This window comes from Pararobbsia alpina (assembly GCF_965118125.1).
Taxonomy (GTDB): domain Bacteria; phylum Pseudomonadota; class Gammaproteobacteria; order Burkholderiales; family Burkholderiaceae; genus Pararobbsia; species Pararobbsia alpina_A.
The window spans coordinates 2,428,608-2,443,624 of record NZ_OZ221287.1 but is presented as its reverse complement, the minus strand read 5'-3'; the positions used below and the strand labels follow the sequence as shown (position 1 = coordinate 2,443,624).

The window sequence follows — 15,017 nt, the reverse complement described above, 5'->3', positions numbered from 1 at the left end:
GCGAGCGGCGCGTCGACCTTGCAGAATCCGGCGCCACGCGAGGCCCGTTGCACCGTTACGCTGCGCGGAAAATACGCTTGAAGAAATGGAGTACCGAGGCGAAGGCAGCCTTGATCCGCTGGCCCACCGTTCGCGCTGGCGAAGCATCTGTGTCGGGATACTGATGCGCTCTGGAGGCCTTGGAAGGGTTGTTTTCGTGGGGAGCTTGCGCTGCTGGAGTTCTTACGTAGGACGATGCCTGGCGCGCATTGGCACCTTCGTGAGGAAGCGTGTTACTCGGGGATGGGGCGATATGGACATCTCGGGCTGTCGCCAGGCGTTTGGCAGACCCGTACGCATCGCGCGTCAGATTCCAGAACCTGAACCCTTCACGAAACTCATTCGCCGTTTCCGACGTCATGAAGGCGGGATGTACCGCTTCGAGTTCATCAAAAAGACCGACATTGCGCATATCCCCTAAGCAAGCATATTGGTGAAGCTGCGCGATGAGGTCGCTACGCCGCTCTTGCGAAAACGCATTGAGAAGCGTATCGATGAGCGTGACATATTCAGCGACGAGCCCGGGCGGTAAGGTGGGGGCGCGAGCGAGCACGCCAAGCAGAGAATCGAAAGCAGGGCTGTCGCGATCCGTCTCGCGGGGAACGGCCCTGTCAGTCGCAACGACGAGCGTCTGCCAAAAGCGACCCGCATCGCACTGGCCCCGTTCACAGACGTACGTGACGACGTGAAAAAACTTCACAAACAGCGACGTAAGGCGCTGCAATTGCAAGAGCGGGGTCCTGGCATCGATGCCGTCCAGCGTGGTTGTGAGTTGCTGAAGCAGGTCGGGGCGCGTCAGACAACTTTGCATCGCGGCAAAATGCTGCGGGCCGTCGACGCATTCCGCCATCGCCCGGAGTCCTCTCACGCGCTCTTGAGCGCGATCTATTGAATCGAGCCGGCTCGATGACGGGTCTCCGGGTCGATCGCCGCCCTGAAGACCCACCTTTCCCGGTAGTCGCGTTGATGGCGGCAAGGTCGATTTTGTGTGCATAAAGCTGTGGCCGGAGACGCGGCCCATCGCGTTCGAGACGGCCGTCAGGCCCGTGGCAAGGCATTGACAAGAACGGCTGAATCCGTCGACTCCACGTTGTGTGACCCTGAGGACGGTGCCGGCACCATTGATTCCAGTGGCGATCGAGTTAAATACGTTGACAAGCATCGGCTATTTCCGTGGTGCGCACCGGGCTCGGGGCACGCGCCAACGAACGTTGGCGTATCGCCGCCAGGCCGCCCGGCGAGGTTGGAACTCGCTCAGTTTCCGTAAATATCGTCGCGGGAATTTACATATCTCGCTGCAACTCACCGCAGGCATGATGGGTTGAGGGTGAACGCGCGCGTGGTAACTGTAGTGATACCTAAGAGGAAGGTCGGGACGCCGAGCTATCGAGTTTGTTCGCTGATCATTTAGTTTACATAACGCAAATTATGCAGTGATCGTATGTGGGACCCAAGTAGAGATGTCGTATCTGGCCCAAATAGAAATGTCGCACCCGGGCCGCTTCCGGCGCATGCTTGCGGTGTTCAGCGCGCTGGGAGACGATCATGGATCGACGAGGATTGATCACCATGAGCATGAGCGAGTTCGATCGTCTCAAGGTCATTCAGGCGGTCGCCGACGGCCTGCTGATGCCGTGGCGTGCTGCCGAGCGGCTCGGTATCAGCCGACGTCAGATCGAGCGACTGACCAAGCGCTTCCGAGTCGAAGGCGCCATGGGGCTCACGTCTCGGCATCGAGATCGCCCGAGCAATCATCATTTGCCTGATGGACTGGCAGACCAGGCAATCGCGATCATTCGTGAGCGCTACCCGGATTTCGGGCCGACGTTCGCCAACGAGAAGCTGCGCGAATGCCACGGCATCGTGCTGGGTACTGAGACGCTCAGGCACCTGATGACGATCGCCGGCCTCTGGATCCCGCGCAAACACCGGCTGCCCCAGATCCATCAGCCGCGCGCACGCCGCGCGTGCCTGGGCGAGCTGATCCAGATCGATGGCTGCGAGCACGCGTGGTTCGAGGACCGCGCGCCGATGTGCACGCTGCTGGTGTTTGTGGACGACGCGACGAGCCAGCTGATGATGCTGCATTTCACCGCGACCGAATCGACCTTCAGTTATTTCGAGGCGACGCGCGCGTATCTGGAACGCTATGGCAAGCCGGTCGCGTTCTACAGTGACAAGGCCTCGGTGTTTCACGTCAACAAGCCCCCGGCGACGGCCCCGCAACCGGGCGTGACCCAATACGGGCGGGCCTTGTACGAGCTCAACATCGAGACCTGGTGTGCCAACAGCAGCGCGGCCAAGGGCCGCGTCGAGCGTGCGCACCTGACCTTGCAGGATCGTCTGGTCAAGGAGCTGAGGCTGCGTGGCATCAGCACGAAGGAGGCCGCCAATGCGTATGCGCCCTGCTTCATGGTCGACTACAACGCGCGCTTCGCCAAGCCGCCGAGGAGCAGCTTCGATGCGCACCGACCGGTGCGTGAAGACGAGCGGCTTGACCAGATCCTGACCTGGCGCGTGTTGCGCAAGGTCACCAACGTGCTGACGGTGCAGTACGACCGCGTGATCTATTTGCTCGAGGACACGCCGGCGAATCAGGCGCTGATCCATCGGTACGTCGATGTGGTCGAGTATCCGGACGGCACGGTGGAGATCTGGGCCAATGGCGAGTCGTTGCCGTACGTGCCGTATGACCGGCTCGCGCAGATCGATCAGGGCGCGGTGATCGATCACAAGCGCCTGGGTCACGCGTTGCAGCTCGCCGCCGCGATGCAGGCGCAGCGTGACGATCGCCGCACGCAACCGGCGCCGTCGCGCGCGCATCGGGATGAGGCTGTGCGCGAGCACTTGAATCGGCAAGGTCGCAAGACATCTCGAGCGATGACGGACGACGATTTTAAAGCCGCCCTGGAGCACGCAACACCGCACTGGAATCCGCAGAGTGGTCCACTGCACTAAGCCTCCACCACCCTGCTCTTCAACTTCAACTACGACATTTCTATCTAGCTCAAACCCCGACATCTGAACCCGGCCCCAACATCGTATGTAAGAGCAATATCCTAATGTCGTGTTTGAGCAAGATTGAAATGTCCGCTTTTGCCCGGCACGCAGGTTTGGACCGTGCACCTGGATCGGGACCCTCGGGTCAAAGACCCAATTTGAACGAAGCTATAAGTGTCTTTAGGCAGCGCGTGCCGCCGTCTCCCGTGGCGCGCTGCGCACCCTCGAACGGACCGGACTCGTCACCGTCGAAGTCATGCTGCGCGTGGCCGGGACACTGGGATTGATTGAGCAGCTCGAGGCTGTGTTCACGGTGCAGCCGGTAAGCATCGAACAAATGGAAGCCGAGGCCGCAAGCCGTTCACGCCAGCGCGCTCGCCGCAAAACGGATTCGAAATGAAGAAACTCGATGTGATCTATGCCGGCTGGGGAGAACGTTTTCCGCTAGCGCAACTGGCGGACGACGGTCGGAACGTCTTGTTTCAATACACCCCGCAAGCGCTCGCACTTGTTGGTGCCCTCGCCTAGCGTCGTAAAAGTCGGTTCGCGGGCGGGCTAGTGAAAACGCTTCATGGCGTGCAAACAAAGGGCTTCGGGCTACGTACCTCAACTAATTGAGCTATGCCAAACTTTTCCACCTGCGCGCCAATTGGTGTCAATGCCCGTTGGGCGCGCGGTGCCTCCTGTTCGAACTCAACCTTTCCGTCGGGGCCGAGAATGAAGTCACCGACATATACGACGGCACGCTGCGGGGCTACAAAGGCCCGCGACGCCATGTTCTTATCTCGAAGTTGCGCGCCATTGAACACGCTATACACGTAGTACCCAGGCTTCGCGTCGAATTCGAAATACCGCATTTCGCGAGCAGATGAATCTACAGATGCCTCCATCCTGTTAAAGCGAAAGCAATTTCCTGAGATGTTTTGCTGATTCAGGTCATATTCATCGAGATTCACCCCAAATTTCTGGTGTGCCCAAGGGCCATCGACCCGTATTCCATACACGATCGTGGTACGGTCGTCGGAGGGAACCTCTATGTTCGATAGAGTTCGCACGTTGTTGAGTTGACAAGCCGTGCAGGCCACACCGGCAAGGATCATGAGAATCAACGTTGTGACATTTTTCATGACAAGTCTCCGTGCATCTTAGTTGGTGGGGCGCACTATTGGCATGAGATACCTTAGCCATCATAGGCTGCGCCGTCTATCCATCATCCTGCGGCAATCAAGCTCTCAAGCCTCAAATTAGCATTCGTGAGCCGATAGACCGCAAGACGTAGCGTACTGAAGATTTTAATTTCTTATCACGCGATTTATCAGTGTACGCATCAGCGCTTTCTCTGATGATTGGCTTCAATTTGCCACTGCCGCAAGACAATCATTTGAAGAATAGTATTTGAATTGCAAAATCAACAATAAATTATTAATAATCAATCGACGATTGCGCACTCTACTGAGTTTTGTGTCAATGGCTTTGATGGTATTTCGAAACACAATTTGAAGGCAATTGATTGCGTGTAGCGCTCGATAGTTTAACGAGACGAAGCGACGCACGAGTAAATTTTCGTCTAATTGCATAGAATATTTCGAGGAAAATAAAATGCCAGCCGGAACCTACACAATAAGTGAAGTGCAGTTACCTATCCCCTTCGGTATCGCCGGGCACAATATGCTCGTACTCAAAGATCCGAATGGAAATATAATTGGGGAACTTGATGGGCTCGCGACAGGCTCTGACGGATCGATTAAGCCTATCGGATATTTGCCGTCAGATACGTTGCAGGTGTACTCCTATAATCAGCCCACTTACACTTGACCGAACAATAGTAAGAAAAACGCGCCAACCTGCCCAACGGTACGTCCCAACAACATTGCGTTCATGGCGCATATGGCCGCAGGCGAAAACTGAGAAAAGCAGGAAGTTGCTGCCGGAACCTTTCGACATTGCATGCCGCTCGCCTTTGATCAACCACGGCCCTCTCCTCGCGAACGACGCCGCGCGCGGCGGCGTCGATACCCACCTTCGATCACGCCAAACCGTTGCAGTCGGGTCCGCACGACGCTGCGTGAAATACCGAGTAGGTCGGCGGTCTGGATCTGATTTCGCCCCGCGTAGTCGAACGCGGCAAGCATGATGGCTTTGTCGACCGTTTCATACAGGTCGGGGACATCGAGCGACAACAATTCGGTGAGATGTGCGCGCAGCCGCATCAGCGCGTCGGATACATCCGCTGGCGCGGTGGGTCCGCGCTTTGGAACATCGAGGCCGAGGTTGCACGCTTTCAGGATGCCTGCCGGGCTCGCCAGCAACGCCCGTTGAATGGCGCTTTCGAGTTCGCGTACATTGCCGGGCCAGTCATACGCGAGCAACGTCGCTTCGGCATTCGCCGACAACATCGCCAACGACATCTGCGATCGATTGCGATACTTTTCGATGAAATGCCGGGCAAGTGGAAGGATGTCGCCGGGGCGCTTCCGCAAGGGTGGAATCTCGAGCGACACGACGCGCAACCGATAGTACAGATCCTCTCGAAAGCGCCCCGCCTTCGTGCGCTCCCAAAGATCGACGTGGGTTGCGGCAATGATCCTGACGTCGACAGGCAACGCTGTGCGCGACCCGATACGCGACACCGTACGCTCTTGTAGCACGCGTAACAGTTTGACCTGCGCGTTTGGCGACAGCTCACCGACTTCGTCGAGAAACAAGGTGCCACCGTTGGCCGCTTCGAACCAGCCGGCTTGCCGCTGCACCGCACCCGTGAACGCGCCACGCTCGTGACCGAAAAGTTCGCTTTCAAGCAACGTATCGGACAACGCCGCGCAATTGATCGCGACAAACGGCCCGTTACTACGCCGACTCTGCCGATGGATCTGCCGTGTCACCCGCTCCTTACCCGAACCCGTCTCTCCGAACAGCAGTACTGTGGCCTCACTCGGTGCAATACGCTCGATGCGCGCAAGCAGCGCCCGGGACGCCGGGTCGCAAAAGAGCGGCACGTCCTCGTAAGCATCGGGGGGAACGGGTAGAGAGACACTCAAATCGATCCCGTGCAGGTCACATGTTGAGCCTTCACCATACCAGCCGTTTCAAAGCTGTTGAAAGTCTTAAATTAGAAATGCTTATGACGCGGTAACACTTAAGAAAACCTATGCGACACGTACTTAACAGCGACCCGTGTCACTCCACGATTTGGAATGCACCGCACTGGCATGTGTAGATCGCGTGGTCGATTCGAGAACACTGTGTGTTGCACTGCTGCACAAATTTATCCAGTGATCGCTCGCGTTCGTTCGATGCTTATCGAGCCACGTCATAAGCGCGCCGCATGTAGGCCGGTAGTCGGCGATGACGCCATCGCGCCGTCGCGCGAACAACGCGTGGCATACACCTTGCAAATGGAAATGCTCCATTCAGTGACGCACGCATAGTCAGTCAGTGCACCGCGTTCGCTCGATTTCCATCGCGACACTTTCCAGGTTCATTGATGCCCCCAGCCTCCCCCGCTACGACTGACATCCCGCCGCTGCCTGGTGACCCCTTACGCTTTATCTTGCACTTCGTTTTGCGCTTCCGTGCGTGGTACGTCGCGATTGTGATCGCCGAAATCGGCGCGGCCGGCACGTCCATTCTGATTCCGTATGCGATCGGCTCGATGGTCCACGTCGTGTCAAGTGCGGTCTCGTCGCCCTCCCATCAGACCAACGACGCGCTGTTCGCCGAGATCACACGGGGTCCGCTCGTACTGTTCTGCGCACTCGCGTTCGGTGAGGTCGTATTCGCGCGCGTGGGTGGCGCATGCCAGATCTGGGTGGGTCCGCGACTGCGTGCAGCCGTTGCGCGTGACATGTATGCCTATTTGCAGAACCACTCGCACCGTTACTTCACGAACCATTTCGCGGGCGCACTTGCGCACCGGATTTCCGAAACGAGTTCGGGCGTGAGCCAGACGCTCTGGGCCGTGTTGTTCGACTTCCTGCCGATTTTCGTGACGCTTACGATCTCGACCGTGCTGCTCTACCGCACATCCGGCTTGCTGGCCGCCGTGATGCTCGGCTGGTCGGTGGCATTCGTCGGCATTTCCTATTTCCTCGCCAGGCGTTGCCAACCTTATGCGCAACGCAGCGCCGCGGCGCGTAGCGAGACGAATGGCAAGATCGTCGATGCGGTATCGAATCTCTCGAGCGTGCGGTTGTTCTCCCGCTTCGCGTACGAGGTCGGCTATCTCGCACGCTTTCTCGAACGCGAGAGCCGGATTTCGCATGCAACCGGTTTGCGCATGGAATGGATCCGCTGGTTCCAGTTCCTCGCGGCCATGCTGCTGAAGGTCGCAACGCTCTATATCGCAGTGAGGCTTTGGCGCGACGGGGTCATTGGCGTCGGCAGTTTCGTCACGACGACCAGCCTGGCGCTGCTCGTGATCAGCGACACACGAAATCTGAGCAGGCGCTTTCTCGAGTTCTTCGAGTTCGTCGGCAACGTGGAGAACGGCGTCAGGACGATCGTCCGGCCGATCGAGATCGTCGACAAGCCTGACGCGACGGATGCCGTCTTTGCCCAAGGCCGAATCGTGTTTCGTGACGTGCGCTTCGGCTACAAGGCTGACAAGCCCGTGTTCGATCATCTGAACCTCACGATCGAGCCGGGCCAGCGCGTGGGCCTCGTCGGCTTCTCGGGCTCAGGCAAGTCGACGCTCGTCAATTTGATCCTCCGTCTCTACGACCCGCAGGCGGGCTCGATCGAGATCGACGGCGTCGACATCCGCGACGTACGTCAGGTCGCGCTGCGTTCCCAGATCGGATTGATTCCGCAGGACCCGAGCCTGTTTCATAGAACCCTCGCTGAGAACATCGGTTACGGTGACATCGATGCCTCGGACGACTCGATTCACGATGCCGCCCGACGCGCCCATGCCGACGGCTTCATCGGCAAGCTCGACAAGCGCTACGACTCGCTCGTCGGCGAACGCGGCGTCACGCTCTCAGGCGGACAGCGTCAGCGCATCGCGATTGCACGGGTGATCGCGAAAAACGCGCCGATTCTGATTCTCGACGAAGCGACCTCGAGCCTCGATTCGGTGACCGAGCGGGCCATTCAGGAAACGATCGACGATCTTTCGGGTGCGCGTACGGTCATTGTGATCGCCCATCGCTTGTCGACGATCGCTCACCTCGACCGCATTCTCGTATTCGACGCAGGCCGCATCGTAGAAGACGGCAGTCACGCGGCGCTCATCGAGCGCGGCGGCAGATACGCGCAACTTTGGACTTCGCAATACGGCGAACCACCCGCGCGCCCTGCCGCAACACCGCGCGAATTCGAAGCCCGCTCGGCCAGCCCCGTCATGAACTGATCCGACCGGCGGTCGATTCACTGCCGCGCATCCCCCGCATTCATTCAATCGTAGCGAGTCTCTATCGCCGCGTGGATTCACTCGCCATTTGAATGGAGTCGAACAGGGTCAATAGGCGATTTAGAACATAAGCAAACGAGAAATGGTTGTTTTTTCGGCCACGGTCTCAAAGGTAAATTGAATTTCAATCAAACAGCGTCATCGCGACGAACAAGCTTAAACGGATGAGCACAAAAACGTTATGAGAAGAACGATTCACGCACACACGCACAAGGGTATCGGTACGGGGGTACGCATTGATCGGTCGGCGTTTGCCATTCCATTCACACGCAGCAGACTCCTGCACGTGCTGATCGCGAGCGGGGCACTATCGATCGCGCCGGGCGTGGCACATGCCGACGAAAACGACCCGCAATCAGGCAATACGCCAGGCAACAACGCCGCTGCGCAGAAAGGCACTGGCAAAACCTCATCTGACGGTGGAGCACAACAAGCTCAGGTCGCCACCGTCGTGGTGCACGCTAAAAAGGAATCACGCGTCGACGCAGTGAAAGACAAGCTTGCCGATATACCGGGCGGCACGAGCGTCATCGATAACACCGCTGTTGGACAGGCAAGCGTGCAGACCAACGCCGACGTGCTCTCATTACAGCCCGGTGTGTTTGCACAATCGGCGGGCGGCACCGACGGTCCGAAGATCTCGATTCGCGGATCGAATATCCAGAGCGGCACGAACTACTTTCGCACCGGCATCTTGTTTTCGTTTGACGGACTACCCGTCACGGGTCCCGGTGGCACGCCGTATGAATTGTTCGAGCCGCTGGGGCTCGCGTACACGGAAGTGTTACGCGGCGCCAACGCGTTCGATGCGGGTGCGCTCGAGCTCGGCGGTGCGATCAACTACGTAACCAAGACAGGCTACGATGCCGCGCCCTTCCAGGCGCGCTTCGAAGCCGGCAGTTTTGGCTATACGAAGGAACAAATCAGCTCGGGTGCCGTGATCGGCAACTTCGACTACTACGCGAGCATCACCAACTCCTATCGAGCCGGCTATCAGGTCAATTCGGCGACGAAGGCCACGGGTGTCGTCGCAAACTTCGGCTACCAATTCACCTCCGACCTCAGCACGCGCCTGTACATTCGTTACCGAAGAACGAATCTCGACTATCCGGGCTCGCTGACGAACGCACAGATCGCGGCAAACCCGCGACAAGCGCAGTACCCGTACTACACCGACCAATATCACTCGTACCGGCTGCAACCGGGCTCGGTCTGGATCGCGGACGAAACGACGTACAAGATCGATTCCAACTCTCAGATTGTCGGCGGCTTCGTCTATCACAACTATCCGATCGAAATCGGCGAAGGTGCGAACTGGGGCATCTGGGGCTTTACCGACATCAGCGGCGTGCTCCAGTACAAGCGAGTCGACACGATCGCGGGGCGCGAAAGCGATACGCAGATCGGTGTGCTCGCCACGCGCAATCTGAACGGTTGGCAGGACACGGTCGTACGTATTCCGACGGGCGCGACCGCAAATGTGCCTGTCGGTGAAACGATTCGTCGTGCCGAGTACGGCGGTCAGGACATTACGTTTCACGCGAGCAACAACACCGAGATCGTGCCGCGCTGGTGGCTGACGACGGGCCTCGCTTTCGCCAATTCGCAGCGTTCGACTCAGGTCGTGTTTCCGCAAACGCAGTATCCGGGCGTCAGCCGCAGCACGTGGAACTTCTCGCCGCGCATTGGCCTCAAGTTCGAACTCACGCCCGACATCTCGATCTACGGCAACGTGAGCCGCGGCGCCGAGGCGCCAATGTCGTGGGAATTCCTCAGCGGCACGAACTTCGCCACGGGCGTCACCAAGGGGCTCGCAGCCGGCACCGTCGACCTGCAAGACGAAACCGCGACGACCTTCGAACTCGGTACGACCGGCACGATCTCGAACAACAAGTGGACGTTGGCGATCTATCGATCCAATGTCAGCAACGAGTTGCTCGACGTCAACACCGGCACGATCGCGAACCCGCTCGTCTCGTACTACAACTCGTCGCCGACGATCCACCAGGGTGTCGAGGCGAGCCTCGAGACACAGCTTTTCGCACGCCCTGGCTATGCCGTCACCTATCGCCAGGCCTATACGCTGAGCGACTTCCACTACAAGCACGACCCGGTGTTCAACAACAACCGTCTGCCGGGGCTGCCCGTGCACTACTACCAGGGCCAGTTGCGTGTCGATACGACACTGGGCTTTTACGCGGCGGCCAATGTGACGGCATCGTCGAGTGTCTGGGACGACTATGCGAACACAACCGAAACCCCGGGCTACACGGTGTTCGGCGCAACGCTGGGCTGGGAAAACAAGAGCTGGTCGACGTTCCTGAACTTCACCAACCTCACGAACAAACACTACGCGAACACGGTATCGCCGACCTACAACAACAACCACGTCGATACCGCACAGCTCACCCCGGGCGATGGCTTCGGTGTATTCGCGGGCGTCGAATACTCGTGGAGATAAGCATGCCGAGTCCGACTTTGAAGACGCCAAGCCTCCTTCACGCCGCGTTCGTCGCGGTACGTCGAGCGCCTCGTGTGTGCATGCGCGGCGTTCGCTCGAGCCGGTTGGCCGTCGCTGTGCTCGCGGGCGCGGCACTTGCCGTGGCGGCGGGCTGCGACAGCTCGGCGTCGCAGCGTCCGCCCTCGCCGGCAGCCGTACCGGCGGCTTCAGGTTCGTATCCGGCCACCAGCTACTACGAGCAGTCGCCTGGCAAAACAGGCGGCACCTTGCGCGTATCGGTAGCAGCCGATACGGGGTCACTCGATTTTCATGCGATCTCCGATACCAATTCGCAATGCCTCGGTCGCTTGATCTACGACAACCTCGTCTACCTCGACGACAAGGGACACGTGACGCCGTGGCTCGCGAAGTCATGGACGGTTTCACCTGACGGCAAGACTTACACCTTCCACCTGCGCGACGACGTGACGTTCAGCGACGGCACGAAATTCGACGCACAGGCGGTGCTCGTGAATCTCGAGCATATGCGCGATCCCGCGACCAAATCGCCGCTCGCGGCAGCGTATATCGCGCCCTATGTCAGCGGCAAGGTCATCGACGCCACCACGTTCGAAGCGACGCTGAGCCAGCCCTATACGCCGTTTCTCAACGTGCTCGCGCAGTCCTGGCTTTCGATGGAGTCGCCCAGGGCGATCAAGGATCACCCCAAGCAACTCGGCGAAGCCCCCGTCGGCTCCGGACCCTTCGTCGTCGAAAGCTATACGCGTCAGCAAGGCATCCGGCTGGTTCGACGCAAGGACTACCACTGGTCACCCGATTTTCTCCATCACGCGGGACCCGCCTATCTCGAACGCATCGATATCGACTTCGTGCCTGAAGCGATGGTCCGCTATACGTCGCTCGCGGCCGGCCAATACGACCTGACGATCGATGCCCCGGCGCAGGACGCCGCGGCGATCCGCTCGAATCCGGACCTTGTGTTTGAGGCCCGCATTCGCCAGGGCAACCCGTATCGTGGATTGACGTTCAACACATCGAAGCCGCCGTTCGACGACGTGCGCGTGCGCAAGGCGGTGGCCGATTCGATCGATCGCGACGGCATTGCGCGCATCGTCGGCTTTGGGGAATTCGCGCCAAAAGCCGATTTCCTCGCGGTGAACACGCGCTACTACGACCCCGCATATCGCACGACGCTCAAATACGACCCGGCGGCCGCGAATCGCCTGCTCGATGAAGCGGGTTGGACGGCGCGCGACGCTGCGGGCTACCGCACACGCAATGGGCAGCGACTCTCGGCCGAAGTGCTTGTCTATCAAAGCCCATCGGTCTCGACGGCCGGCGTCGTTGCGGTGCAGTCGGACGCGAAGAAAATCGGCGTAGAACTCAAGCTCGTCGCGCTGCCGGTCGCTCAACTCCTGGAGCGGCGCAACGCCAACGACTATCAGGCCGTTGCGGGAGGCGTCTGGCACACGAATACGCCCGACGGGCTCTACATCCTCTATGACAGTCACGAAATCGTCTCGGCTCGCCGCGTCGGCCAGAACCTGTCCCGCCTCAGCGATCCGACGCTCGACGACACCCTCGAACGCGCACGACACAACGCAGACCCCGTCGAACTCCAGCGCCTCTACAGCAGTGCACAGCAACAATTGACCGCGCTGGTCCCTGCGGTACCGCTGTACGACAACTATTCACTGATTGCGTATCGGCGCGGCATCAAGGATGTCGTGTTCGATACATCGCACAACACGCCGTTTTTTACGAGTGTCTGGCTCGACAAAGGAGCGTCATGAATCTCGCCCGGCATATCGCCTTACGCCTTTTACTCGGCATCGGTGTGCTATGGGGGGCCGCGACGCTGACTTTCGTGATGATCAATACGACGAGCGGCGACGCAGCGGTCACCATTCTCGGTGGACCCGATGCGTTGCCCACGCCTGAAGCGCTGGCCCGTGTGCGCGAGGAATACGGACTCACACAGCCATTGCTCGTTCGCTATACCCACTACCTCGCGCGGCTCGCCCACGGCGACCTCGGCGAGTCTTATCGGCTCCATATCCCGGTCGCTCGCGCGATCGCGCAACAGATCGGCCCGACGATCCGACTCGCCGCAGCCGCCGCGTTCGTATCGGTCGCGTTCTCGTTGACGTTCGCGCTGCTGACGGCGGGCCGCGCGCGGTGGATCAAGTCGACGGCATCAGGCGCCGAACTCGTCACGACTTCTACGCCGGCATTTGTCACCGGCATCTTGCTGCTGATCGCCTTCTCGTTTCGGCTTCACTGGTTTCCGGCGGCCGGCAGCGATGGATGGCGCGCGCTGGTGCTGCCGACCATCACGCTCGCGCTCCCGCTCGCGGCCGTGCTGTCGCAAGTGTTGCGTGCCGAACTCGACGACGTACTCGAGCAGTCATTCATTGCCATGGCGCGCGCACGTGGCCTCTCGGAAGCCGGCGTGCGGCTCGGGCACGCGCTCCGACACGCCCTGATTCCGCTTGTCACGCTATCGAGCTTCGTGCTCGCGGGTCTGCTCGGCGGCGCTGTCGTCACGGAATCGCTGTTTTCCCGCCAGGGCATCGGTCGTCTGATGCTCGATGCGACCACCAATAAGGACATTCCGATCGTGCTCGGCGTCACATTGATTTCAGCGTCGGTCTATGTCGTCGTCAATTTCGTCGTCGATCTCGCGCATGTCGCGATCGATCCCCGGCTCGCCGATGCGCCCCGCTAGCACGTCGATATCGGCATCCCGATTACCTATTCAATACGTCACCATGGTTGCTACCTTTCAAGCCCATCCGATCCTCTCCGAGTCAGAGCGCGCGCTCAGAGACCGCTTTCAGCCCATCTTCGACGAGATCCGAGACGGTGCCATCGCGCGTGAGCAATCGCGCGAGCTCGCTTTCGAATCGGTCGAGCGCCTGCGCAAAGCAGGTTTTCTGGCGCTACGGATTCCACGAGAGCACGGTGGAAGCGGTGCGACTCTGCCCCAGTTGTTTCGCTTGCTCGTCGCGCTCGGCGAAGCCGACTCGAATCTGCCGCAAATCTTGCGCGCGCACTTTGCATTCGTCGAGGGTCGGCTCAATGCGCTCGACGACGACAATCGTGAGCTGTGGTACGCACGTGTGGTCGATGGCGCGCTGTTCGGGGCGGCGATGGCGGAACGCACCGCCGCGACCGAAACGACGGTCACACTGACGCGTAGCGACGGCGATCGATGGACGCTCAATGGCGACAAGTACTACAGCACGGGCACGATCTACGCGAACTGGATCGTGGCCGCAGCGCGAGATGGGGAAACGCGTGTGAGTCTCGCCGTGCCGAGGGATCGACCGGGCGTGAGCGTCGTCGATGACTGGGACGGCTTCGGTCAACGCCTGACCGGCAGCGGCACAACGCGCTTTCGTGACGTTCATCTCGACGACGACCATGTGATTCGACGGTTCGAAGCGGGTCAGCATCCGTCCGACACGTATATCACGGCGTTCTATCAAACCTTCCACCTTGCAGCGCTCGCAGGCATCGCCAACGCGGTGCTTCGGGACTCGATCGCGTTCGTTCAGGCAAAGACGCGTACTTTTGGCGTGCCGGGTTTGTCCGAGCCGCGTCATGATCCCCTCGTCCAACGCGTGGTGGGTCGCTTGTCGAGCCTCGCCTTCTCGGCGAATGCGATCGTCGATCAGGTCTCGGCGACGATGCAGGCCGTGCACGAAGCACGACTTGCCGGCACGTCGGTGCCGGCCGACTACGCGGCAGCCGATATTCAGGCCTTTCAAGGTCAGCAAATTGCCATCGGGCAAGTACTCGAAGCCACGACGTTGCTGTTCGAAGTCGGTGGCGCATCGGCCGTCAGCGAATCGCGACGCCTCGATCGTCACTGGCGCAACGCACGCACGCTTGCGTCGCATAACCCCGCCATCCAGCGCGAGCGCGCGATCGGTGATTTCTATCTGAACGACAAGACGCCCGATGCGGCCTGGCGTGAAGCATTCGAAAAGACATCCACGGAACCCGCTACGCCGCACACCGGCGGTCAACCCGACGTCGGCGACGTGGTGCTTGCGCACGCCGCCGAAGAACGCGACGCCGCATAACGGCCGCGGCAAGGAG

At 59.8% G+C, this 15,017-nt stretch carries 11 protein-coding genes; 8 read left to right on the top strand and 3 right to left on the bottom strand.

Features of this window, described 5'->3' with window-relative positions; all coding sequences use genetic code 11:
• Nucleotides 1-55: 55 nt before the first annotated feature.
• Complete coding sequence (locus ACMFWR_RS10665) at nt 56-1,201, bottom strand: hypothetical protein (RefSeq protein ID WP_413191650.1); 1,146 nt, start codon at nt 1,199-1,201, stop codon at nt 56-58.
• Nucleotides 1,202-1,584: 383 nt separating this feature from the next.
• On the opposite strand from ACMFWR_RS10665, the gene ACMFWR_RS10660 reads away from it, so the two are divergent.
• The 3 genes from ACMFWR_RS10660 (at nt 1,585) to ACMFWR_RS10650 (ending at nt 3,567) form a co-directional block, all read left to right on the top strand.
• Nucleotides 1,585-2,997 (top strand): ISNCY family transposase, encoded by a 1,413-nt coding sequence (locus ACMFWR_RS10660; protein WP_413191649.1) that lies wholly within the window; start codon nt 1,585-1,587, stop codon nt 2,995-2,997.
• A 298-nt stretch (nt 2,998-3,295) separates the two neighbouring features.
• Nucleotides 3,296-3,439, top strand: a complete 144-nt coding sequence (locus ACMFWR_RS10655; RefSeq protein ID WP_413191648.1) for a hypothetical protein — start codon at nt 3,296-3,298, stop codon at nt 3,437-3,439.
• Complete coding sequence (locus tag ACMFWR_RS10650) at nt 3,436-3,567, top strand: hypothetical protein (RefSeq protein ID WP_413191647.1); 132 nt, start codon at nt 3,436-3,438, stop codon at nt 3,565-3,567. The genes ACMFWR_RS10655 and ACMFWR_RS10650 overlap by 4 nt, the downstream gene beginning before the upstream one ends.
• A gap of 41 nt (nt 3,568-3,608) precedes the next feature.
• On the opposite strand, the gene ACMFWR_RS10645 is transcribed toward ACMFWR_RS10650, so the two are convergent.
• Both ACMFWR_RS10645 and ACMFWR_RS10640 read right to left on the bottom strand, forming a co-directional pair.
• Nucleotides 3,609-4,166, bottom strand: a complete 558-nt coding sequence (locus tag ACMFWR_RS10645) for a hypothetical protein (RefSeq protein WP_413191646.1) — start codon at nt 4,164-4,166, stop codon at nt 3,609-3,611.
• 837 nt (nt 4,167-5,003) lie between these two features.
• A complete protein-coding gene (locus ACMFWR_RS10640; RefSeq protein WP_413191645.1) occupies nt 5,004-6,077 on the bottom strand; it encodes a sigma-54 interaction domain-containing protein in 1,074 nt (357 codons plus the stop codon).
• Nucleotides 6,078-6,589: 512 nt separating this feature from the next.
• Here ACMFWR_RS10640 and ACMFWR_RS10635 point away from each other — a divergent pair.
• The 5 genes from ACMFWR_RS10635 to ACMFWR_RS10615 all read left to right on the top strand — a co-directional run bounded on the left by ACMFWR_RS10635 (nt 6,590) and on the right by ACMFWR_RS10615 (nt 15,001).
• On the top strand, nt 6,590-8,389 hold the full coding sequence (locus ACMFWR_RS10635) for an ABC transporter ATP-binding protein (RefSeq protein WP_413191644.1): 1,800 nt from the start codon (nt 6,590-6,592) through the stop codon (nt 8,387-8,389).
• Between the two features lie 241 nt (nt 8,390-8,630).
• Nucleotides 8,631-10,910 carry a TonB-dependent receptor family protein gene (locus tag ACMFWR_RS10630; RefSeq protein WP_413191643.1) on the top strand — a complete coding sequence of 760 codons (2,280 nt, stop codon included), beginning with the start codon at nt 8,631-8,633 and terminating at the stop codon, nt 10,908-10,910.
• Nucleotides 10,911-10,912: 2 nt separating this feature from the next.
• The gene (locus ACMFWR_RS10625) at nt 10,913-12,703 is read left to right on the top strand and encodes an ABC transporter substrate-binding protein (RefSeq protein ID WP_413191642.1); all 1,791 of its coding nucleotides are present in this window, start codon (nt 10,913-10,915) and stop codon (nt 12,701-12,703) included.
• Nucleotides 12,700-13,638 (top strand): ABC transporter permease, encoded by a 939-nt coding sequence (locus tag ACMFWR_RS10620; RefSeq protein ID WP_413191641.1) that lies wholly within the window; start codon nt 12,700-12,702, stop codon nt 13,636-13,638. Before ACMFWR_RS10625 ends, ACMFWR_RS10620 begins: the two co-directional genes overlap by 4 nt.
• Nucleotides 13,565-15,001, top strand: coding sequence for an acyl-CoA dehydrogenase family protein (locus ACMFWR_RS10615; RefSeq protein WP_413191640.1), 1,437 nt, complete (start codon nt 13,565-13,567; stop codon nt 14,999-15,001). The genes ACMFWR_RS10620 and ACMFWR_RS10615 overlap by 74 nt, the downstream gene beginning before the upstream one ends.
• Nucleotides 15,002-15,017 lie beyond the last annotated feature (16 nt).